This window comes from Paenibacillus sp. N3/727, from assembly GCF_022637315.1.
GTDB classification, from domain to species: Bacteria; Bacillota; Bacilli; order Paenibacillales; family Paenibacillaceae; genus Paenibacillus_AQ; species Paenibacillus_AQ uliginis.
The window spans coordinates 800,158-821,863 of record NZ_CP093336.1 but is presented as its reverse complement, the minus strand read 5'-3'; the positions used below and the strand labels follow the sequence as shown (position 1 = coordinate 821,863).

At 45.1% G+C, this 21,706-nt stretch carries 21 protein-coding genes, 1 pseudogene and 1 other annotated feature; of the genes and pseudogenes, 6 read left to right on the top strand and 16 right to left on the bottom strand.

Annotation, left to right across the window (positions count from 1 at the left end):
* Positions 1 to 375: 375 nt before the first annotated feature.
* From MNQ98_RS03720 to MNQ98_RS03710, 3 genes are all read right to left on the bottom strand, one after another.
* Complete coding sequence (locus MNQ98_RS03720; protein WP_241931971.1) at positions 376 to 1,086, bottom strand: protein rep; 711 nt, start codon at positions 1,084 to 1,086, stop codon at positions 376 to 378.
* A gap of 47 nt (positions 1,087 to 1,133) precedes the next feature.
* Complete coding sequence (tyrS, locus tag MNQ98_RS03715; protein WP_241933839.1) at positions 1,134 to 2,396, bottom strand: tyrosine--tRNA ligase; 1,263 nt, start codon at positions 2,394 to 2,396, stop codon at positions 1,134 to 1,136.
* A gap of 97 nt (positions 2,397 to 2,493) precedes the next feature.
* Positions 2,494 to 2,714: a binding site (T-box leader), on the bottom strand.
* A gap of 207 nt (positions 2,715 to 2,921) precedes the next feature.
* On the bottom strand, positions 2,922 to 3,683 hold the full coding sequence (locus tag MNQ98_RS03710) for a MerR family transcriptional regulator (RefSeq protein ID WP_241931970.1): 762 nt from the start codon (positions 3,681 to 3,683) through the stop codon (positions 2,922 to 2,924).
* A 314-nt stretch (positions 3,684 to 3,997) separates the two neighbouring features.
* On the opposite strand from MNQ98_RS03710, the pseudogene MNQ98_RS03705 reads away from it, so the two are divergent.
* Positions 3,998 to 4,297: pseudogene (locus tag MNQ98_RS03705) on the top strand (serine hydrolase domain-containing protein); the annotation flags it as partial.
* Here MNQ98_RS03705 and MNQ98_RS29600 read toward each other — a convergent pair.
* From MNQ98_RS29600 to MNQ98_RS03685, 5 genes are all read right to left on the bottom strand, one after another.
* Entirely contained in the window at positions 4,283 to 4,408 is a 126-nt protein-coding gene (locus MNQ98_RS29600) for a hypothetical protein (protein ID WP_277883725.1), read from the bottom strand. The pseudogene MNQ98_RS03705 and the gene MNQ98_RS29600 overlap by 15 nt on opposite strands.
* Before the next feature lie 15 nt (positions 4,409 to 4,423).
* Positions 4,424 to 4,717 carry a hypothetical protein gene (locus MNQ98_RS03700; RefSeq protein WP_241931969.1) on the bottom strand — a complete coding sequence of 98 codons (294 nt, stop codon included), beginning with the start codon at positions 4,715 to 4,717 and terminating at the stop codon, positions 4,424 to 4,426.
* A gap of 337 nt (positions 4,718 to 5,054) precedes the next feature.
* Positions 5,055 to 5,720, bottom strand: a complete 666-nt coding sequence (locus tag MNQ98_RS03695; RefSeq protein ID WP_241931968.1) for a PspA/IM30 family protein — start codon at positions 5,718 to 5,720, stop codon at positions 5,055 to 5,057.
* Positions 5,720 to 6,262, bottom strand: coding sequence for a hypothetical protein (locus tag MNQ98_RS03690; RefSeq protein ID WP_241931967.1), 543 nt, complete (start codon positions 6,260 to 6,262; stop codon positions 5,720 to 5,722). The genes MNQ98_RS03695 and MNQ98_RS03690 overlap by 1 nt, the downstream gene beginning before the upstream one ends.
* 30 nt (positions 6,263 to 6,292) lie before the next feature.
* The gene (locus MNQ98_RS03685) at positions 6,293 to 7,066 is read right to left on the bottom strand and encodes a hypothetical protein (protein WP_241931966.1); all 774 of its coding nucleotides are present in this window, start codon (positions 7,064 to 7,066) and stop codon (positions 6,293 to 6,295) included.
* Positions 7,067 to 7,464: 398 nt separating this feature from the next.
* Between MNQ98_RS03685 and MNQ98_RS03680 the strand changes: the two genes are divergently transcribed.
* The 4 genes from MNQ98_RS03680 to MNQ98_RS03665 all read left to right on the top strand — a co-directional run bounded on the left by MNQ98_RS03680 (position 7,465) and on the right by MNQ98_RS03665 (position 11,749).
* Entirely contained in the window at positions 7,465 to 8,163 is a 699-nt protein-coding gene (locus tag MNQ98_RS03680) for a ThuA domain-containing protein (protein ID WP_241931965.1), read from the top strand.
* Positions 8,164 to 8,225: 62 nt separating this feature from the next.
* Positions 8,226 to 9,320, top strand: a complete 1,095-nt coding sequence (locus tag MNQ98_RS03675; RefSeq protein WP_241931964.1) for a Gfo/Idh/MocA family protein — start codon at positions 8,226 to 8,228, stop codon at positions 9,318 to 9,320.
* 374 nt (positions 9,321 to 9,694) lie between these two features.
* Positions 9,695 to 10,618 carry an aminoglycoside phosphotransferase family protein gene (locus MNQ98_RS03670; protein WP_241931963.1) on the top strand — a complete coding sequence of 308 codons (924 nt, stop codon included), beginning with the start codon at positions 9,695 to 9,697 and terminating at the stop codon, positions 10,616 to 10,618.
* A gap of 114 nt (positions 10,619 to 10,732) precedes the next feature.
* Entirely contained in the window at positions 10,733 to 11,749 is a 1,017-nt protein-coding gene (locus MNQ98_RS03665; protein WP_241931962.1) for a S66 family peptidase, read from the top strand.
* Positions 11,750 to 11,825: 76 nt separating this feature from the next.
* Here the strand turns inward: MNQ98_RS03665 and MNQ98_RS29595 are convergent, their stop codons facing one another.
* Entirely contained in the window at positions 11,826 to 11,951 is a 126-nt protein-coding gene (locus MNQ98_RS29595; RefSeq protein WP_277883724.1) for a hypothetical protein, read from the bottom strand.
* A gap of 101 nt (positions 11,952 to 12,052) precedes the next feature.
* On the opposite strand from MNQ98_RS29595, the gene MNQ98_RS03660 reads away from it, so the two are divergent.
* Complete coding sequence (locus tag MNQ98_RS03660) at positions 12,053 to 12,862, top strand: AraC family transcriptional regulator (protein WP_241931961.1); 810 nt, start codon at positions 12,053 to 12,055, stop codon at positions 12,860 to 12,862.
* Between the two features lie 269 nt (positions 12,863 to 13,131).
* On the opposite strand, the gene rbsB is transcribed toward MNQ98_RS03660, so the two are convergent.
* The 7 genes from rbsB to MNQ98_RS03625 form a co-directional block, all read right to left on the bottom strand.
* The gene (gene rbsB / locus MNQ98_RS03655; RefSeq protein ID WP_241931960.1) at positions 13,132 to 14,049 is read right to left on the bottom strand and encodes a ribose ABC transporter substrate-binding protein RbsB; all 918 of its coding nucleotides are present in this window, start codon (positions 14,047 to 14,049) and stop codon (positions 13,132 to 13,134) included.
* 15 nt (positions 14,050 to 14,064) lie between these two features.
* Complete coding sequence (rbsC, locus tag MNQ98_RS03650) at positions 14,065 to 15,033, bottom strand: ABC transporter permease subunit (RefSeq protein WP_208915919.1); 969 nt, start codon at positions 15,031 to 15,033, stop codon at positions 14,065 to 14,067.
* 1 nt (position 15,034) lies between these two features.
* Complete coding sequence (locus MNQ98_RS03645) at positions 15,035 to 16,516, bottom strand: sugar ABC transporter ATP-binding protein (protein WP_241931959.1); 1,482 nt, start codon at positions 16,514 to 16,516, stop codon at positions 15,035 to 15,037.
* Between the two features lie 16 nt (positions 16,517 to 16,532).
* Positions 16,533 to 16,931 carry a D-ribose pyranase gene (rbsD, locus tag MNQ98_RS03640; protein ID WP_208915921.1) on the bottom strand — a complete coding sequence of 133 codons (399 nt, stop codon included), beginning with the start codon at positions 16,929 to 16,931 and terminating at the stop codon, positions 16,533 to 16,535.
* Position 16,932: 1 nt separating this feature from the next.
* Positions 16,933 to 17,811, bottom strand: a complete 879-nt coding sequence (gene rbsK / locus MNQ98_RS03635; RefSeq protein ID WP_241933838.1) for a ribokinase — start codon at positions 17,809 to 17,811, stop codon at positions 16,933 to 16,935.
* Positions 17,804 to 18,793 carry a LacI family DNA-binding transcriptional regulator gene (locus MNQ98_RS03630; RefSeq protein WP_241931958.1) on the bottom strand — a complete coding sequence of 330 codons (990 nt, stop codon included), beginning with the start codon at positions 18,791 to 18,793 and terminating at the stop codon, positions 17,804 to 17,806. The genes rbsK and MNQ98_RS03630 overlap by 8 nt, the downstream gene beginning before the upstream one ends.
* A 644-nt stretch (positions 18,794 to 19,437) precedes the next feature.
* Positions 19,438 to 21,660 carry an amylo-alpha-1,6-glucosidase gene (locus tag MNQ98_RS03625; protein ID WP_241931957.1) on the bottom strand — a complete coding sequence of 741 codons (2,223 nt, stop codon included), beginning with the start codon at positions 21,658 to 21,660 and terminating at the stop codon, positions 19,438 to 19,440.
* Positions 21,661 to 21,706 lie beyond the last annotated feature (46 nt).

The window sequence follows — 21,706 nt, the reverse complement described above, 5'->3', positions numbered from 1 at the left end:
GTACTCCACTTCCGGTAACTATAGATTGGCTTGTGAAAGATGATCTTCATCTGACACATGAATCAAGTATTGAAGATCGTGGGTCTTGTTTTATGAAGATTGGCATTCCATTCAGGAAATACAAAGTGAATACTTAATCACAACATAGTTATTCATTAAGGTTGTTGTGCAAATCGACATCATACTAGAGATGACTAAAATACCCACAGATTCCATTCAGGAACAGTTATAACCTTCCAATATGCACAAATATAGCCTTTGTCTGAACTGATATATTTGGGCTAAAATGACAAAAAAAAGACTGGTTTTAGTCATTTTTCATGACTTAAAACCAGTCTTGGAGTGATGTATTTCACTATGAAATTGTGATAGTTATCACGGTAATTTTATATTTTCAAAGATAGGATTGATGTTTGCATCGTTTCGTACGCCCGGGTACCACTGAACCATCGACTCAAACGCGCTGTTAGCAATTGAATCTTCCGTATTGTAGAAATTCATGTTAGAACTGGTGATGGATTTCGGCGGAACCATGTACTCTTTAAGCAATCTACTGTAACCGATCCATCTGCGTCCAGTAAGCGATCCGTTAAAACCAGCAGATTCACACCCCAGTTCTTGATGCAGTTGCTGCAATCCAAACTCCATTTTGCGAATAATTCCACGTTGATCGCTCTTTCCACTCATGACGCTCACATTGACAAGCGCCCTAAGATCTGATTCGCAGTTCAGTGCTTTGCGCCACAGAGACAGCCATGCATCATACTTCAGATAGTATCTGCCCTGAAAGTAACTCTTTAACGTGGGTAGAAGAAGGTGAATCTTGGCTTGGTATAGATCGCCATGCTGCATAACATCCAGCATTCGAAAATAACCCAGTGCTACCTGTTTAACACTTTTATATTTAAATAAACGATTAAATGCCACCAACATATGATCTAATTCTGCATTGATCTGATTGAATGGAACCTGATCAAGAACAAGATCCAAACTAAGCCAAGTGACTTGCTGATCATGGTTAATGCCAGAGATGATTCGGTGATTAGTAAAAGCGTATTGAAGCGATCTTTTCCACGATTCAGACACTTTTAACCTCGCCTCCACGAGTGATGGGGTGGAGAATAGCTAAAGAGCTATTCTCCCAATTTCACCAGGCTGTAGTTCTTTTTGCCTTTGCGAATAATAATGAACCGTCCATCAAAGGAGTTATCGACTGAAACTTCCATATCCATATCGGTAACCTTCTCTCCATTCATAGAGATGGCACCTCTGGTAACATCTTCACGTGCTTGACGTTTGGAAGGCTCAATGCCTAAATCGACTAGCCAATCGATGATATTTTTAGATTCTTTCAAAGCATGGAATGTCGGCATTTCTTTGAAGCCTTGCTCGATTTCATCGGCTGTCAGCGACTTAATTTCCCCGCTGAACAGAGCCTCTGTAATTTTCTGAGCTTGTATCAGAGCTTCTTCACTGTGAACGAATCTCGTCATTTCTTCAGCCAGTTTAAGCTGTGCTTCACGTTTATGCGGCTCGGTCTGTACCTTAACTTCCAGCTCATCAATCTGTTCTTTGGTCAAGAAAGTGAAGAATTTCAGGTATCTGATAACGTCACGATCGTCTGTGTTTGCCCAGAACTGGTAGAATTCAAATGGAGTCGTCTTATTCGGATCCAGCCAGATAGCGCCACCCGCAGTTTTACCAAACTTCGTACCATCCGCTTTAAGCATCAATGGAATGGTGAGACCAAATGCTTTCGCTTCTGAACCTTCTTTTTTACGGATAAGGTCAAGACCACTTGTAATATTACCCCATTGATCTGCCCCTCCGATCTGAAGCTGCACATCTAATTGTGTGAACAAGTGATGGAAGTCCATGGATTGAAGAATCTGGTATGAGAATTCGGTAAACGAAATTCCACTATCAAGACGACTTGCAACGATATCTTTGGCCAACATCGTGTTGACACTGAAGTTTTTCCCGAAGTCACGAAGGAAATCCAATATCGTTAAGTTATGTGTCCAATCAAAGTTGTTCACCATGCGTAATCCTGTGTCACCCTCGTTGACAAACAGTTTCTTCATTTGTGCTGTCAGAGCATCAACGTTATTCTGAACTTGATCCATCGTTTGCAATGTGCGTTCTGAAGTTCTGCCGCTTGGGTCACCGATGGTGCCAGTCGCTCCGCCAATCAGAATAACAGGACGGTGACCAGCCATCTGGAAACGTTTCAGCATCATAAAGGGAATCAAGTGACCGATGTGCATACTGTCTCCGGTCGGGTCAACCCCGCAGTATAGCGATACCGATTTCTCGTTTGTCAGTTTACGCAATCCCTCTGCATCTGTTTGTTGATTGATGGCTCCGCGCCATTCGAGTTCATCGATAATGTTCATCATTTTGGTTCGCTCCCTTGGTAATTTATTTTAAGTTAGTGTGTTGATAAAAAAGACAAGAAAAACAAAAAAATCGTCGCCTAGTGTCTGTTACAGACATAGGGACGATTATTAACCGTGTTACCACCCAAATTGCATTAACAGGCTGCAGTCACTGTTAATACCACTCTCGGCAATAGTATCGATTGCCAATCCGCTTAGCGTTACCTAAGATCCTCCAGAGTGTAATTCGCAATTGTGTGTGTGCCGGGTCGCATCAACCCCCGGCTTTCTGAGTACAGGGACAAAATTGCTACTTCGCTCTTTCATCGTGTTATCCAATATTAGATTAATACACATCTTAGTCCTGTACATATGGTTTGTCAACACCTATTTTCAAAAATTCGACGTGAAAGATTTTGATCACCGTTTTACTAGGGCTGTAGATGTGTTGCCAAAGGCTACCTTTGGGACTCATTTATTATTTGCATATTTTCAGTATAATATTTATCCAACTTTTTCCTTGTTGAGTGGTTCTCCCCCACACTATATCATCTGCGTATAAATGAGGATCGCATCTCTCAAAAATTCGGCGCTTCCCGGCTGCTCTGCATCATAGTAGGCTTTAAAGCGTTCATCATCGACATACATTTGAGCCAAACCGGCATGTGCTTCTTTACTGTACTCGTTCCAATAAAAGGTCAGCCATTGTTTATGCAAGTCCGCAGCCTTTTGAGCCAGCTCCCCTGCCGGATCACCCTGTTTGAAAGCCTGAGCGAGTGTATCCTTCACCTCTTCAGCCAGTCGGGTCACCCTTTCGTGCTGCTCCTGCGTCATATTTTTCAGTTTGGTATTGGATTGGTCAACGCTCTCATTTCCATATTTTTCACGAATCTCTTTACCATATTTTTTCTCGTTATCATCTATCATTTTTTGCTTGAAGCCTTCGAATTTCTCTTGATTACTCATTGTACCTCTCCCTTCCGTGGATGCTATCGTCTTATTCACATTCGCAATAAGCAAATCCAACTGTCTTCTTTTGTCCCGGAGCTGCTCACGGTGCAGTTTAAGAGCGTGTACGCTGTCAAAAGAAGGTGAGGTGATGATCTGCTTAATCTGGTCCAGCTGAAGTCCGAGTTCCCTGTAAAACAATATTTGCTGCAGTTGGTCCACCTCGAACTGGCCGTAAATACGGTAGCCTGACGAATTGATTCTTGCCGGCTTAAGAATACCAATCTCGTCATAATACCGCAGAGTCCTCGTGCTAATTCCGGCCAGCTGCCCCAGCTTCTGAATGGTATACTCCATGAGTTCACCTCCTGACAACTTCACTGTACACCTTTACGTAACGTTAAGGTCAACATCTATTTTTCCCATTCAAAAGAAAAACGTTCTTGGGTGTATTCTCACAGTTGACAGACCGCTTTTATCGGAAGTTTTTCATGCGATTAATTCTTTATATCTTGAAAAATTTGTATTAAAAATAATTGCTTGATTGCGAACTTACGTTTCTATAATGTAAAGGAATAGGAGGGGGTGGTTGGGATATGGAATTAAATATTAATATGAATGAACGGATGGAGCATTATAATGTAAGCGGTTTAAGTATTTGATGACAAGTTCCGATATATCCTTATCCGGCAGCTTCTGGACTTTGGACAACACCATCCGATTTAGCCATTTTGGTGATTGAATTAATGGATTCCCTTAAAGGCAAGAATAAACTGGGGCTTTCTGTAAGTAAGGTGAAGGAGTTAATTACCTCTCAAGGTTGTAAAGAATGGACTGGATTAGGAGTTTTTCTAGATGGTTCACAACATGATCTCAAAATCTCTTCACTTGGTTGGGGTGTAGGATTTCAATGTATGATGGTGGCGTATCTCTGTGCGGATAATGATTTCGCCCCTTCAGAACGGAGTTAACAGACTCATCTGCACCACACCAGTGAGTCCGTCTCCCCCCATTTTTTCTTCATGAACTCCTCCTCTGCCTTGGTTTCTGTTGTTGATTCCACTTTTAACCCGGCGCTGCATGTTCTCGTTCATCTCCTATTTTTGCGACTCTGTCATATTGTCTATCAGCTTTTGGATCAGTTCGACCTCGCTTATGTCCTTAGTCGCTGTATCCGTCCGGTTTTCCTTGCCATGTCCCATTTTACTGCCGCCCTCCTCGATCTTATCACCCGCAACTTTCTTAATCTTGTCCGACACAGGCAGATTGGTAGCCTTGCTAGAGGTATCTGTACTGTCAGCTAATGTATCGTTCTGCAGATAAGCGGCTCCTCCAAGGACCAAGCTAGCTAGTAAACTCCCTGTAATTAATGTTTTACCTATATAAATCATCTCTCATCACTCCTTCATATGTTGTTCCGTCTTATATTTCAAAGTATATAGCCTCAACCTGAGAAGAAGCTTAGTGGAACGTTATGAGACACTTAAACTGCGATAAATGTTTGATTAAAATGCTGGAAGAAAGACTGCACATGAAACCAAAGAAAGGAAATCGGGAGATTCGAATCAGTCTGAGGTACCTGCAATATATAGAAATAAAGAAATGACGGTGCATGAATAACCTGCTGCACCGCAATTTCTTTATTTTTCGTACCTTTTTTTGATTAAAGCGATCTATTCTTCAAGTGAGGTTACCACTTTGGGGACGGCCCTTTTAACCCTGCATTATTTACTCTTTTCCTTTAGCCTCCTTGATTCTGTATAATTCCGCTTTGATCGCTTCCTGTGTCTCAAAAACGTCTAGCTTTCCTGCCGTATCGGAGGCAGCGGAACCGTATTCCCGAGCGTTTATGCCTGTCTCCAAATAGCGTAATTTGTCTTCCACTCGTGTGAAGCTCCTTGTCACTCTATCGGTGTCAAGATTCGTTAATGTTGAGGAAGCCGACTTCATCGATTGAGCCGCATGGATGCGGGAGACTAGGAAGAACAACCGGTTCTGCAAATCCTGGTGCATATCCGTTAACTGTACCATCTGCTTCCTCAATAAATCTGCCTGCTGACGGATGACCTCCCTTTGTCCTTCATATTCCTGAATCAGCCGCTCATGATACAACTTGTCCTGAACAGCGATTTCCGCAATAGGCTCTTCATCACGTTCCACAGCGAGCTCCGCCTGGCGCAGCCTTTTTCCCACCATCTCTTTAGCCCTGGCTATCATCACATCGTAATTCTGCTCTGCAGCCAGCTGTTGAATCAGAGCCTGACGGGTATGATCCAATTGCTCCTCCACCTGACGAATATACTGCTTAGCCATAGGAATCGGATCTTCCATCCGATCCAGCATATGATGTATGTCAGCTGCCGCCATCTCTTTCACTCTTCCGAAAATACCCATTATTGTTTCTCCTCCTTGTGATTATTTTTCTCCCATTCATCAAGCATTCTTCCTCGTTCATAAGCCGATGATGTGTAAAAACCGCTCGCGTCATATACCGGATATGTACCGGCCGGCGTTCCTGAAAGATTTCCGTAATCATGCTTCAGCCGGTTCATTCTGCCCTTGGTCAGGAACAATACAATCATCACGGCGAGTCCCCAGAACGGAGTCAGCAAGCTCATTAGAACCACACCGGTGAGTACGGCTCCCCCCCATTTCAACAGACCGGAGGCCTTCGCCCAAATAACTGCAAACAGAGCAAACAGTGATGCCTTCATTAACATTGCATACACAGCTGACATTCCAAAAACACCGTAGCCATGATGGGATACTAAGCGGTGAGGGCCACCATATCCAAAGCCCTGTCCTCGTCCGAATCCTCGCGGTCCCTCGACATGTGCCAAGTGACCGATTAAGTCGACTGCTTTAATGCCAAACCATATGAGAACGACTACCGTTAAGCCGATCCAAAACCACGATAATCCCCGTTTTTGCTTCATTTACTCCTCCTCCTTTCCTGCCTCTATTTATTAAGTAGCATCCGCCTCGGTTTCTGTTGTTTCCGCCTTTTTATCCGGCGCTGTATGTTTCTCGTTCACCCACTGTTTCAACGGCTCTGTCATATTGTCTTTCAGTTTCTGGATCAGGTCTGCCTCGCTGATACCCTTAGCCGCAGCAAGCTCAGCAATCGTTTTTCCCTCTTCAAGTCCCTCCTTCAGTTTCTCTTCCGTCATGCCGAGAATCTCAGCAATTTCGTCTGTCTTTCCGAATCTGCCCATTCCGTGATCCATCCCGCTTTCCTTGCCATGTCCGCTTCTCCCCATGTCACTGCTCTCAATGGCCTGCTCCAGACGGTCACTCAGCTTCTCTTTCTGCTCCACTGCCTGGTTGTCCGTCAGCGCACCTTCGCTCTTACGTTCGTCAATCTTCTTCGTTTCGGCATCGATCAGCTTTTGCAAAAAGGCTGCTTTCGTAAGACCCTTATCTTCCGCAATTTCGGCAAATGTTTTCCCCGCTTCGAGCTGAGTCCGGATGTCGCTTTCCTTCAAGTCCAGCACCTCAGCCGTTTGTTTGATCAAGCTACCGCCCCCGAATCCGCCACGGAGGTGTCCCATTTTGCTGTCATCCTCCCTGACTTTGTCACCCGCTTCTTTCTTAGCCGTGTCCGACGCCGCCTGATCCGTAGCCTTAGTGGTGGTATCTGCACTGGCAGCAAACGTATTATTCTGCAGATAACCTGCTCCTCCCAATACCACACTTGCTATAATGCTCCCTGCAATTACTTTTTTACCGATATAAATCATCTCTCATCGCTCCTTAATGTTGTTTGGTCTTACATTTCGAAGTATATAACCTTAACCTGAGATGAAACTTAGCAGAACGTTATGGGACACTTAGGCTCCGCTGAATGTTTGCTGAATATGGCTCCAGACCAAGTAGAAACGGCACTGCCGTCCTTAGAAAGACGGTGGCCGTTTCTGCGAGAAATACTAAATAACAGTCCGTACTACAATTTTTGTCCATATCAAAACATAAACTGGCGAGAGAATTGTTTCTGTATTCCCTATAATGAAAGCGTTACAACAACGCCATGGCTTACTTTCGATCATTCCTAGGGAGGTTAAGCCGTAGATCGTTCTATACAGGAACACCGCTGGGTAAAAATTTCTGAATTATAACAATTTGAGGAGTGTTATCACGAATGAAAAAAGCACTGATCGTTTGGGGTGGCTGGGATGGTCATGAGCCGCAGCAAATCGCAGCTATTTTCGCAAATATTTTAGAAGCACATCAGTTTCAAGTAGAAGTATCTGACACGCTTGATGCTTTTGGAGATGGGTCCAAGCTAAAAAGCCTCGATCTGATCGTTCCAGTATGGACGATGGGAGAGATTTCGCAGGAGTATGTGAACAACGTTTCCGAAGCGGTACAGGGCGGGACTGGACTAGCAGGATGCCACGGCGGGATGTGTGATGCTTTCCGTAACAATGTAGACTGGCAATTTATGACCGGAGGGCAGTGGGTGGCGCACCCCGGCAACGACAGCGTGAAATATACCGTGGAAATAAAACAAAGCTCCAGCCCTCTGGTTCAGGGAATGGAAGACTTCTTAGTAGAATCAGAGCAATATTACTTACATGTAGACCCCGCGGTTGAAGTGCTTGCCACTACCCGCTTTCCTGTCGCCGACGGTCCTCACCGGTTTAATAAGGCTGTAGATATGCCTGTTGTATGGACAAAGCGTTGGGGCCACGGAAGAGTGTACTACAACTCGCTGGGCCATCATGCAGGCATCGTTGAAATACCGAGTGTTAAGGAATTGATGACCCGAGGACTGTTATGGGCTGCTGAAGGGAAAGTTTCTACAGAAGCGAATGCGGGTTCAGGATCCCGGCTCTAAGGCTAACATCTACAGCAGCATGGGCGGTAGTCAAGTGGATTGATGAAAAGGAGATAATTACAATGCAAACTATAAAAGCTGGAATTATCGGTTGCGGAAATATCAGCAATATCTACATGGATAACTGCAAAAAGTTCGCAGTACTGGACCTCATCGCGTGTGCTGATCTGGATCTCGACAAAGCCAGAGCTCAAGCGGATAAATACAACATTCCTTTAGCCTGTACAACAGAGGAACTGCTCGCCCATCCTGAGATTAACCTAGTGATCAATCTGACGATTCCGGCCGTACACGCCGAAGTGAGCCTTCAGGCTCTGGAAGCCGGAAAGCATGTCTATGTAGAGAAGCCGCTGACTCTGACGCTTGAGCAAGGGCGCAAGGTTCTGGATACAGCCGCACAAAAAGGTCTGCTTGTCGGAAGCGCTCCGGATACATTCCTTGGCGCCGGTATCCAAACCGCTCTGAAATTGATTTCTGAGGGAGCCATTGGCCGCCCTGTTTCGGCTACAGCGTTTATGATGAGCCGCGGTCACGAGCACTGGCATCCTGATCCGGAGTTTTATTACGCAGAAGGCGGCGGCCCGATGTTTGATATGGGGCCATATTATTTAACGGCACTCGTACAGCTGCTCGGTCCTATCCGGACAGTAGCGGGCATTACGAGCAAAGCACTGACGGAACGGACGATTACGAGCCAGAAGAAGCATGGCAAAAGCATTCCTGTGGATATCCCGACCCATGTGGCCGGTACGATGCAGTTCCATGGTGGAGCCGTGGCCACCCTCATTACGAGCTTTGATATTTTCGGGGGAAGCACGCTACCTCATATTGAAATTCATGGTACGGAGGGCAGCCTGCTCGTGCCTGATCCGAACGGATTTGACGGAAAGGTCATGTACCGGAGGCTCGGTCAGGAGCAATGGACGGAACAGCCTCTTGTCCGGGGATATGACGGAAACAGCCGTGGAATCGGACCTGCCGATATGGCTGACGCCTTGCTGCATCAGCGAAAGCACCGTGCGAATGGCGAGCTAGCCTATCATGTTCTGGAAGCGATGTGGGCCTTCCACCTCTCATCCGATTCAGGCAGCTATTATAACATGAAGAGCACGTGTGAACCTGCCATGCCTATGGCGGAGCTTTCGTTTACTTCGTGATTTCATTCGATTCATCATTGTCTTTTTGAGCATGCTGAAATACAATAAACCTAACTATAAAACGGAGGTGTTCCAATCATGATGATGATGACCGTGTTCCTGACTGTTATTCAATAATGATAAATTGAATAACGCTTTATGCTTGAAACGAACTAACTCCTGTAGGGGGGTTCACTTTGTTATGGACTTCAAGCATGAGCTATCAGAAGAACTCGCTCATCATAACGCCGATTGGAATGCACCGCTTTAGCAGGCTTTTTTATTTCTGTCTAAAACGGTTCTACGCCGTGACTGATCCTAAGAGGGTTCGTCACGGCTTTTTTGCGTTCTTTTGACCGAGTTCATCAAACCACTTTTTGAATGGAGATGGTCTTTTGAAATCGTTTAAGTTAAGTATGGATATTCATGTCGCTAAAGAAAAATTGACGACGATCCTCGGTAGCCCCGTAACTAACCTGTCCCCTATTGAAATGGGAGAACTCAGCAGAGTGTTCAGCTTTGAATGTAATGGCCTTCCGTACGTGGCCCATTTCAAAGAAACGAAGGAATCACTGGAAAAGGCACGCTATATGTACCAGACCTATGGTTCTCGTCTGCCTATTCCCAAGGTTGTGGAGGTCGGGGAAATCGACGGGGTATTCTTTGCCATAAGCGATAAGGCGCACGGAAAGCCTATAAGCGCCTTTCCTCCATCCCAGCAAGAGATCATATTGCAAGATGTTGCTAAGCATTTAGTGGCGCTAGGTCAACTGAGCATTGACCGTTCTCAAGGCTACGGATGGATATCACCGGAGGGCAGCACCTCATCTACATCATGGGTTGAAACGATTGAAACATTTTTTAAGATTGATCCGAATGACTTCTATCAAGACTGGACTCGGTTATATGACGAAAGCTTTCTGGAAAGGCCGCTGTTCGAAGAAGGATACTCGGCTATGATGGAGCTGCTGCAATATGCCCCTGACAGTCCGCTCCTTGTGCACGGTGACTTTCATTTAGGCAACATGCTCTCTGATGGCAGAAAGGTTACGGGGATCGTGGATTGGGAGATGGCTATGCATGGTGATTTTATGTTTGATGTTGCCGGTCTGCATTTCTGGTCTTCTACACTGGATTTCCCTCAAAAAGTAAGGGATGTATGCAACGCTAACAAAGTTGACATCCCTCATTTTGAGGAACGGCTGCGCTGTTATATGCTAGTTAAGGCCATTGACGGGCTTCGCTTTTATGCGAAACAGGATTCAAGACCAAGCTATGATTATATGAAAGAGCGGTTGAAGACTTTGTTGAAATACTAACACGGTTCGGCTGTTATGAGCCTAACGGATTCTCATTTCTATGCTATCATTGAAACATATTGCTTCACACGAATCTATTCAGTAAAATAATGTAAACTGGAGAAGGTGACATAAATGATTAGATATCCGTCTTTAGAAGAAGGAGCAACAATTGGTGTAACCGCACCCTCGTCAGGGGTAAAAGTCGAACTACATGATCTGCTTAAACTTTCATGTAATCGTATGAAAATGAAGGGATTCAACGTTATTTGTGGAGAAACGGTTTGGACTCAAGAAAAGGCAAAGTCTTCGCCAGCCAAATTACGCGCTACTGAATTCAATGAAATGATGAGAGATGATTACATCAGTATTATCATCCCACCTTGGGGTGGCGAACTTTTAATCGAAATTCTTGAATACATTGATTTTGAAAATTTAAAGAGTAAGTGGATTTTAGGTTATTCAGATATAAGTGGATTATTGTTAGCAATAACCTTAAAAACAGGCATAGCAACTGCTCATGGTCCAAATCTCATTGATTTAAGAGGAGATTTCTCAGATAACACAACTGCAATGTGGCAATCTGCCTTATCAACTAAAACTGGCGAATCAATGATCCAACATTCATCAGAAAAATATCAAAAGGAATGGAAACACTCTGACCCTTCACCATGCGTCTTTCATCTAACAGAACAAACATATTGGAAAGTTATTTCGAATGCTAATGTGAAAATACAGGGTCGCTTACTTGGTGGGTGTATCGATGTGATAAGACATTTAATTGGCACGCCGTTCGGTGATGTACAACATTTTCAAAAGAATCATATTAATAATGAACCCATTTTATGGTATTTAGAGAATTGCGAACTATCAACGACTGATTTACGCAGGTCTTTGGTTCAGATGAAATTAGCTGGTTGGTTTGATAACTGTACGGGTCTTCTGTTTGGAAGAAGCGATGCAAATCAAGCTATTGACAATTATACAGCGGAGGATATTTACACAGAGCTATATGAGGAGTTGCAGATACCAATAATCTACGATATTGATTGTGGTCATGTTCCACCACAAATAACTTTCATAAACGGGGCATATGCTGAGATTGAAGTTGGAGATGGCAAAGGGTCAGTAAAGCAATCTTTTAACCAATAATTACTCCATTCCCTATAGAACGATAAAAAGACAGCCGTTAAACTGTCTTTTTATCGTTTTTTAATGGGCAAAAGTGCTACCAATTATCTCGTCCAAATGATTTTTGCACCCAAACGAAGAACCCGTTAGATAGAGCCGGACTGTTATTTGGAATTCGGTTCGATCCTCTGTCATGCAGCGCCTGTAATCGACTGTTCTCCATCTCTTCCCCCTGCTGGACAAATACAGTTATCCTATCTATGATTTAATTGCTGAAAAGGGCTTACCCTTTAGGCCATTCGATGTTTGGTGGTGTAATGAAGCATGAAGTTTTTTTATCAGAACTGGCAATTCGACAGTGAGCTGCCGATGACGATTTTTTCAACTAACGATTTAAGATATCATGCTCACTGCCATCCGGAAGTTGAGCTCATTTATGTGGTGTCGGGGTCGCTGTTCGTCGGCGTGAACGAAGATAAACAGCTGGTTTCCGGAGGACAGTTTGTCGTTTGCGGGAGCAATGACATTCATTACTACGAGAATGGCGGGACCGATTCGAACGTTATCATTCTTATTTTTAAACCGGACCTGCTAGGGGCATTACGTGTCTGGCCCAGTGAATTCCAGTTCTCCTCCCCCTACCTGACCGACAGCCAGAAAACACAGCCTCTAGGGGATCTCATGATTTCGATCCTTACGGAGAGCACCAAATCGGAACCCGGTTCAGCGTTAATTATTAGGGGAATGATCCTTCAGCTGTGCGGTTCTCTGCAAAGATCCATCCCTTCTCTCCCGAAGAACAAAGAACCTCATAAGCAAAGAGCCCGGATGCAGAAGATCCTTTCTTACATAGAAGAAAACTGCTGCTCCGAAATAACCCTGGAGTCGATTTCCCGGCATTTTAACATGGATCCCCATCATTTTAGCCGGACGTTTAAATCGACGCTCGGGATAAGCTTCAAAACCTACTTGAATACCGTCAGAATCTCATTAGCGGAAATCCAACTGGAAACCACGGATTCCAGCATTACAGATATTGCGCTTGATTGCGGATTTACAAGCATCCGGACGTTCAACCGGGTGTATAAGTCGTTGAAGGGGCGAACACCCTCCGAGCTGCGCAAGGGAGATTAACATCAGTAGTAAGTTAAAGCCATTCTTCGGTTCAACACAAAAATTAGTTTCTGAAGATTAACATCAATATGGATTAGTCGTTTACGCAAATTCGTGACTTTAGTCGTGAGTGGTTTTAAATAAACAGGCGATACATTGGGCGGACTCACGTTCCGTTATATGGAGCAATTGTAGCAAATAGCGGAATGTCAGTCCGCCAAAAAACAGCCTGCTCTCCCCATTAAACCGGGAAAGCAGGCTGCTTTCATTCGTTTTCGTTTTATCAGCTGCTATTCTTTTATTACCAATTTCAACGGAGCAGGAATCGTTTTCTCAACCGCTTTGCCCTGCTGCACATCTTTAGCTGCCTGGACAGCCAGTTGTCCGATCAACTCGGGCTGCTGTGCAATTGTTGCAGTCAGCTTACCAGCCTTGATCGAGTTAAGCGCATCATCATTACCATCAAAACCGATGACCATGATGTCTTTACCGGAGCTTTGGATCGCCTCTATAGCACCCAGAGCCATTTCATCGTTATGGGCAAAAACTGCCTTCACATCCGGATTACCTTGCAGCAGATTTTCCATAACATTAAGGCCTTTGGTTCGGTCAAAATCTGCAGACTGCTTGGCTACCACTTTCAGTTTTTGATCAGCTACGTCATGAAATCCCTTGCCCCGCTCCCGAGTTGCGGAAGCGCCCGGTACACCTTCCAGCTCAATGACCTTTGCACCTTCGCCAAGCTGCTCCACCATATATTCCGCTGCCATTTGACCGCCCTTGATGTTGTCTGAAGCGACCAAAGCTTCCACTTCGCCTTTCTCAGCCGAGCGGTCCAGCGTAATAACCGGGATGCCCAGACTGTTTGCTGTTTGCACCACCGTAGAGATTGCAGAAGAATCCGTAGGGTTTATCAACAGTGCATTTACACCCTGCTGGATCAGGTCGTCCACGTCATTGCTCTGCTTGGCAGAGTCGTTTTGCGCGTCGACTACGACAACTTCTATGCCCTGCTTGGCAGCTTCAGCTACAACCCCGTCTTTCAACGATACGAAGAACGGATTGTTAAGCGTAGAAATCGAAAGCCCAATTTTCATATCTTTCACATCACCGCTTGCTTTGGGCTTAGCCCACTCGGGCGGCTCTAACGAACAACCTGTCATGAAGATCAGCATCAATGATACAAGGAACAAAGTAGTTTTTTTCATCGTTAGTTCTCCCCCTTAAGCCGATTTTTTCCGGTCGAGCAGGACGGCAATCGCAATCACGATACCTTTGACGACCATCTGATAGAAGGAATTGACACCCAGCAGGTTCAATCCATTATTCAGCGTTCCGATAATAAGTACACCGATCAATGTACCAACGATCCGTCCTCGTCCGCCCGACAGGCTTGTTCCGCCCAATACTACCGCTGCGATAGCATCCAGTTCATAAGAAGTACCTGCTGTCGGCTGTGCGGAATTCAGACGGGAAGTCAGAATCGCGCCTGCGAGAGCGGACAACATACCTGCCAGGGAGTAAATCATAATTTTTACACGCGGTACTTTAATACCAGATACAAGCGAAGCTTTCTCGTTACCACCAATCGCATAAGTTTTGCGACCAAACGAAGTTTTATGCAAGATAACCCACAATACTGCAAACGTAATGATCATCGTAACTGCCGGTACTGGAATGCCAAACAGATAACCGCGTCCGAACAGCTGGAATACCAGACTGTCGCCAAGTCCTGTGATCGGGTTACCATTCGTATAAACGAGTGTAAGTCCTCTGAAAATCGTCATCGTTGCCAATGTTGCAATAAAAGGAGCCATCTTACCCTTCGTGATCATAAGACCGTTGATCATACCCATCACACCGCCGAGCGCACAGCCGATAATAATCGCGAGAATCGGGTCGAACCCGGCCACCATCATATTGGCAACAAATGCACTGGACAGCGCCAATATAGATCCGACCGACAAATCAATGCCTCCTGTCAGGATAACAAACGTCATACCGAAAGCAATCAGGGCATTAATGGATACCTGACGAAGCAGGTTCAGGATATTAAGCGGTTCCAAAAAGCTCGGATTCAGAACGGAGACAATAACAATGAGTATGATCAGTCCAAGCAGTGGACCGAGCTTTTGCGTCATGTTAGAGACCTTGAAACCTTTTCCTGCCTTAGCATCATTTATTGTTGTCATGTTACTGTCCTCCTGTAGCTAAAGTCATGATATGTTCCTGTGTCGCATGTTCACGGTCCAATTCACCGGTAATCTTGCCCTCGTGAACGACAAGAATGCGATCGCTCATGCCGAGCACTTCGGGCAGCTCCGAGGAGACCATAATAATCGCCACGCCGCGTTCCGTCAGCTCATTCATCAGCTGATAAATTTCCCTCTTCGCCCCGACGTCCACACCGCGTGTTGGCTCATCTAGAATGAGGACGCTTGGGCCAATGCCAATCCATTTAGCGATAACAACCTTCTGCTGGTTGCCGCCCGACAGATTACGTGCGGCCGTCTCCGACGTATGCATCTTGATCTGTAGCCGTTTCGTCAGCGTATCAACAAATTCCTGTTCCTTCTTCCCGGAGATAAACCCTTTAGAAGAAAAGCTGAACAAGTTGGTCAGAGCCATATTTTCACGTACTGAGAAATCCAGTACCAATCCTTCATCTTTACGGTCTTCCGTAATAAATCCAATGCCATGCTTAACGGCATCATCGGGTTTCTTGATGGCAACCTTTTTGCCCCGAACCCATACCTCGCCGCTGTCCAGCGGGTCAAGGCCAAAGATGGCTCTCATCATTTCTGTGCGTCCTGCACCCATCAGTCCGGATATACCGACGATTTCTCCCGCGTGAACGGAAAAGCTTACGTCCTTGAATCGATCTTTGCCGGAGATATTCTTCACTTCGAGCACGACGTCTCCGATATTCGGATGGCGCGCCGGATAACGTTCGGTGAGCTCCCGTCCGACCATTTTCTTGACGACTTCATCAAAGTTCGTCTCTGAAATCGCTTTCGTATCCACCGTTTTACCGTCCCGCATGACCGTAATCCGGTCGCAGATGGCAAAGATCTCTTCCATCCTGTGCGAGATATACACGATAGATACGCCTTCTTTTTTCAATGAAGTGATCACTTCAAACAGCTTCTGAATTTCACGCTCGGTCAAAGCAGCTGTCGGCTCGTCCATAATAATAACTTTAGCGTCTGTCATCAGTGCCTTGGCGATTTCAATCATCTGCTTCTGGCCGACGGAGCATTCCCCCGCCTCCTGCACCAGCGGGATCGTAACAGACAGTTTATTGAACTGTTCCTTCGCTAACGCTTTCATCTGTTTCATGTTGAGGAATCCGAATTTCGATGTCATTTCCTTGCCTATAAACAAGTTGTCCAGAACGGTCATCTCCGGCCAAATGTTCAGTTCCTGGTGGATAAAAGCAACGCCTCTCTCTTCCGCTTCCTTCGGACTTCCGAAATACGTTTCCTGCCCATCGATAACAATCGTTCCCTCATCCCGGTTGTGAAGGCCGGTCAATATATTCATCAGTGTCGACTTTCCTGCGCCGTTCTCACCCATTAATGCATGAACTTCTCCTTCACGGAGATCAAAGTCCACGCCTGTCAAAACACGGTTCGTACCAAAGGATTTATGAATGTTTTTCATCTCGATGTTCATTATGCTTTCCTCCTTTTCAACCGAAATTGACGCCTGCCTGCAAGATGCAATTCGCGTACGGCTTCGCTTCTCCCGTACGGATCACAGCCTTGGCATTTCGAGTTAGCTCCTTGAACTGCTCATGTGAGCAAGCTTCTATCGTACAATCTTTAAACTGATCATTTATATATTGCAGTGTTTCCATATTTTCCGCTTTGATTTCTTCCGCAATAATTACTTTCTCTATAACCATATCCTCAGCAATCGCATCAACCACATCACGGAAGCTTGGCTGTCCTAACGTTAGCGCAAGGTCAATCTTCAGAACCCCTGGCGGGATCGGAAGGCCAACGTCTCCAACAACGATCGTATCGGTATGTCCCAGATCCGCCAGTACTTTTGCGATGTGACTGTTTAGCATGCCACTCTTTTTCATATTAAAGACTCCCTTCAACTTCACTGCGTGTCGGCATACCGCCCTGTGCTCCGAATTTCATGACGGACAAGGAAGCTGCCCGGTTGGCAAATTTCAAGCTGTTCTGAAGACTCATTCCTTCTGCTAGTGCCACAGCAAACGCTCCGTTGAATGTATCTCCTGCTCCAGTTGTATCTACTGCTTCAACTTTATATCCAGGCACCAAAACTTCCTGTGTCCCATCGAAATACCGAACCCCATTCTTCCCTTCGGTTACGAACAGCTTGTTCGGATACCGACGCAGCACCTCACCCAGCGGCTCGTCTCCAAATAGAATAGCTGCTTCATGTTCATTTGGCGTAATGTAAGCAGCCTTCTCAACTACTCCCTGAGGTACTGGACGGGCAGGTGCGGGATTAAGCATAAGCGGAACGTTATATTTCGCACATAGTTCACTGACATGAATGACCGTCTCCTCCGGAATTTCTTGTTGAATCAGAACGATATCCGATGCCTTGATGACATCTACTGCTCGGTCTACATACGCCGGTGTGACCCGGTCATTGGCCGCTTTGACAACAACAATACTGTTATCCCCTTCAGCCAAAACGATATGGGCTGTTCCCGTTTCCATACCTGTAACCGGTTCCACATTGTCTGTAATAACACCGTTCGACTTATAATTGCTCAGGAGCAATTGCCCGAAATGATCATCACCGACACACCCGATCATTGAAACCTCTGCGCCAAGTCTGGCAGCAGCGACTGCCTGATTGGCGCCTTTACCTCCGGGAACCGTCTTAAAGCTCTCGCCGAGCACCGTTTCTCCTGCTCCCGGACGTTTCGATGTAGTTACTACCAAATCCATCGCACTGCTTCCTACTACCGTTATTTTAGCCATCATGATCCACCTTTCTCGTTGTCTGACGTTCTATAAATTTCACGGAATATTGTATACTGTTACGCTCTACATGATGTCCTTCAATCAATTGAATGAGCAAATCTGCTGCTTCCCGGCCCATTTCATAAGCGGGCTGATGAATCGTAGAAAGAGATGGAGCAAGCAGCTTGCTTAATGGAATATCGTCAAAACCGATGATTTGCACATCTTCCGGCACCCTTTTCCCCAACCGATGCGCTTCCTGCAGCACAGCGGATGCAACCATATCATTACTGGCTATAATGCCGTCGGTGTCCGGGTACTTGTAAAACAATTCCTTGGCCCAATCTTCTGCTTCGGTTAAAGAAAAGGATGTCGTCAGGAGCACCTCATAGGGAATGTTCAGCTCTTGAAGAATCTCGACCGCTCCTTCAAAACGGTCTATAGCGGGCCGTACATGTGCCGGACCTTGCAGTACGGTAATCTGCTTGCTGCCGCGCCGAACCATCTCTCGGGCGGCTATTCTTCCACCTTCCCGGCCATCTGCGTAAACGGATGGGCGGTCATTGGAGGTTCTGTCCAAAAATACAACTGGAATGTTCAGTCCTGCGTAAATGTCTGCATCGGAATCATTTGTGGATGAAATCACACCGACAACATTGTTCTGAATAAAGGTCTGGATGTAATCCATTTCCTTTTGCCGGCTCTCATCACTGTTTCCGAAGATCAATCGGTAATCATTCTTCTGCATCTGGTCTTCAACACCACGGGCCAGCTGTGGAAAATATGGATTCGTAATGTCCGGAAGCAATAATCCGATCAATTTCGATTTTCTTTTATATAAGGAACGAGCTACTTCATTCGGTGTGTAATTCAGCTGGCGAATCGCATCTTCAACTTTTCGGCGGGTGTCTTCATGGACATAACCATTTTGATTCAAAACCCTTGAAACTGTTGCAACAGAAACACCCGCTGTCATTGCCACTTCTTTAATTGTCGCCATCTCAATCCACCTCACTCATGTGTAACCGGTTACAGGTATACCATAACATATCATTTTTATGTCTGCAAGCGTTTTTATGATGGAAATTGGAGGGATACTAATCAAATGTCATTCACAAAACAGCCCAGTAAGGATGCAGTTGCTCATTGCATTTCCTCTTTATGCAACGCCACACCGCGCGCCTGAGAGTTTGACGCGGTGCAGCTGTATTTCTATGTGTGCAATGGATTCATCTCAATGAACGCGCTACATGAAAACCGCAGTTCCCCGAAGAACTGTCACGATCACTGGCTGCAGCAATGATCAAACATGAGGTGATAAGTAATGTTGTATGTAATACAACACTACATGAGCAGAATACCTATATCTACTGATATTGTTGTAGATTATACAACAATCCCTTCTGGAAAGAAGTAAATAAACGATTTTCGATTCCTATTGTTGTACTGCATGCAACAATCCTCCCTTTGCCGCTACATCTTGGAATATGGTTGCACTTTATACAACATTCACTAATTTTACTGGATTATAAGAGTAGTCACATTCTACAAATATATAAAATCGCAATTTTTGTTATCCTCAAAAAAAAGAACGATAAAACGCTGATAAATCAACATTTTATCGTTCTTTAAAGGGAATCAAACCTAGTTCACAACAGGATGATTCTTTAAATCCATAGGCTCTGCGAAGGACACATCTTTCAGTATTTCATGATTTCTTTCTCGCTGATCTGCACGTGCTTGAGACCAGGAAGCTTCAATCTCCTTGATTGTATTGTTCTGACCATCACACAAGGTTACCGTTAATGTGCGGTCGGCCTGAGTTATAATTAACTCTGAACCAGAGATGACCTCCATCTCCACAATCTCAAAAGGAGAAATATCAATGGTCGCTGTAAGCGAGATGTTTTGGAACTGATAACGATACTCCTTGATAGAATCCGCATGATAACTTGCTGTAATGAGGCCATTACCCACTTTGATCATATAATCCAGATCCTTAATCTCCTCCGGTATACGCGGAGCGAGAGCAAGTGTATTGTTAATCAAATCCGGACGAACGCCTAAGAAATATTGGTACCATACCCGTAGTTGCTCAGCATTTGACCATGCTTGAAGATACGCACCTGTCAGCTTCGCCCAGTTCTCACCTTCTTGAGGGTAGGCATCCATGTTTTCACAAAGTCCACCAACAACCCCTTTATTCAGTGCCATCCAGTTCATGTTCTTAAAGAGTTGATAGGCTGTTTCTTGTGCTCCTACCTCAATCATGCGCTGCATCGCGATTCCGTTCAGCCAAATCCATACAGCACCGTTATGATAAGCCGCATCTTTATGATAATGATGGGTTAAGTGAAACGGATGAAACAACGGATGGTTTCTGTCCAGAGAAGCTACTCCCCAAGGATATACAAGCTCTTCCCAAGCCGTACGAGCTGCCTTACACGCAAATTCCTGGTCATCAAACATGTCAAAGGCAAAGAGCTGATTAGGACGCAAGGAAAACTCCGGCTTCCCTTCCTTATCCAGTCTGTCAGCCAGATAAGAATGCTGTGAATCCCGGTAATCCTTCTCAAAATTCATCTTCAATTGTTCTGCAATGCGCTTCCATTGCTCTGCATTTACTTGATCATTCATATATTCAGCAAAATAAACTCCGGCAAGCAGCTGATTATACCATAGTGCCTGAATGTCATTAGCCCGCGTATCTCGAGGAGAATAGGACTTTAATTCGCTATCCCTGGCATCCATCCAGGTTTCATTGTCAGCATGCATCAGGTAGCCCTTTTCATCCATCCAGTGATCCATAGATCCTTGAATGCTATTGATTACAGCGGGATATAGCTCTTTAATAATTTCGGTATCACCGGAATATTTGACATAATCCTGCAATTGGATAATAAAACGCGGTGTACCATCCGTTGTATGATAGTCAATATTTTCAGGAGCAAGTATATTAGGTACTCTACCAAAAAATTTAGAATCCTTATCCGTATTCTGAAATTTAGCAAAGGAAAGCAGGATATTCCTTGCCGTGTCAAACTGTCCGCTAACTAGAACGGCCCCTGGAAGTGAAATGAACTGATCCCGTCCCCAGTATTCATTAAACCAAGGGAGTCCGGCATAGATACCGTCTCCTTGCTGCCTAGTTACTAGTTGATCCATCGTAATGTTCATCCAACGATGAGCCAGTTCCAGAGTTTCATCCGTGCTCCGCATATACGTATTTTGGAGAAGCAGATTTTCCATTCGCTCTACTCGCTCAGCCTTGAGGCGATCAACCTGATCCCTTGTATCCTGCAAAAGAGTTGCAGCTTCTGCTGCCGTTTTGCCAGCAGCGATGTAGAAACCTTCATCCTTCGCATCCGCATAGATGATCTGCCCCTCAATAGTAATAGGCTGAAGCTGCTTGGAGCCAACAGCAATAACCCAGCCTTCTGTTAAAGACGAGAAGATAATGATATGGCCCTCTTGACCAACCGCCTTCACATTTTCTCCTAAGAGTTCAATACCGATCTGCTGCTCTGCACCGGTGAGGCTCACTTCTAGCACATTTTTATAATCCAGCATCCAAAGCTCTTCTGCAAGAGCATCATGCTCACGTACCATTTTATATGGGTAAACGCACACTTTGGAATTCTGATTATCCAGCTTATTGCTGCCGTCATATAAATGATAGCCTTGAAAAATTCTGTTTTTCGCAATGTTTAATCCTGCAAAATAAGCATGCTCCGGATGATTGGTCAGATGAGATTGCGTAAAATAAAAAGCTGCTTCCTTATTGGTAAAGGAAATGCTTCGATTATCATCTCTTGCTACGAACGTTTTCATTTCATTTAAAATCGATTTCTCTTTGACATTCATCATTGCTAACCTCCCTGATTGGAAAATGCGGCTCATCCGTTCATGTCCG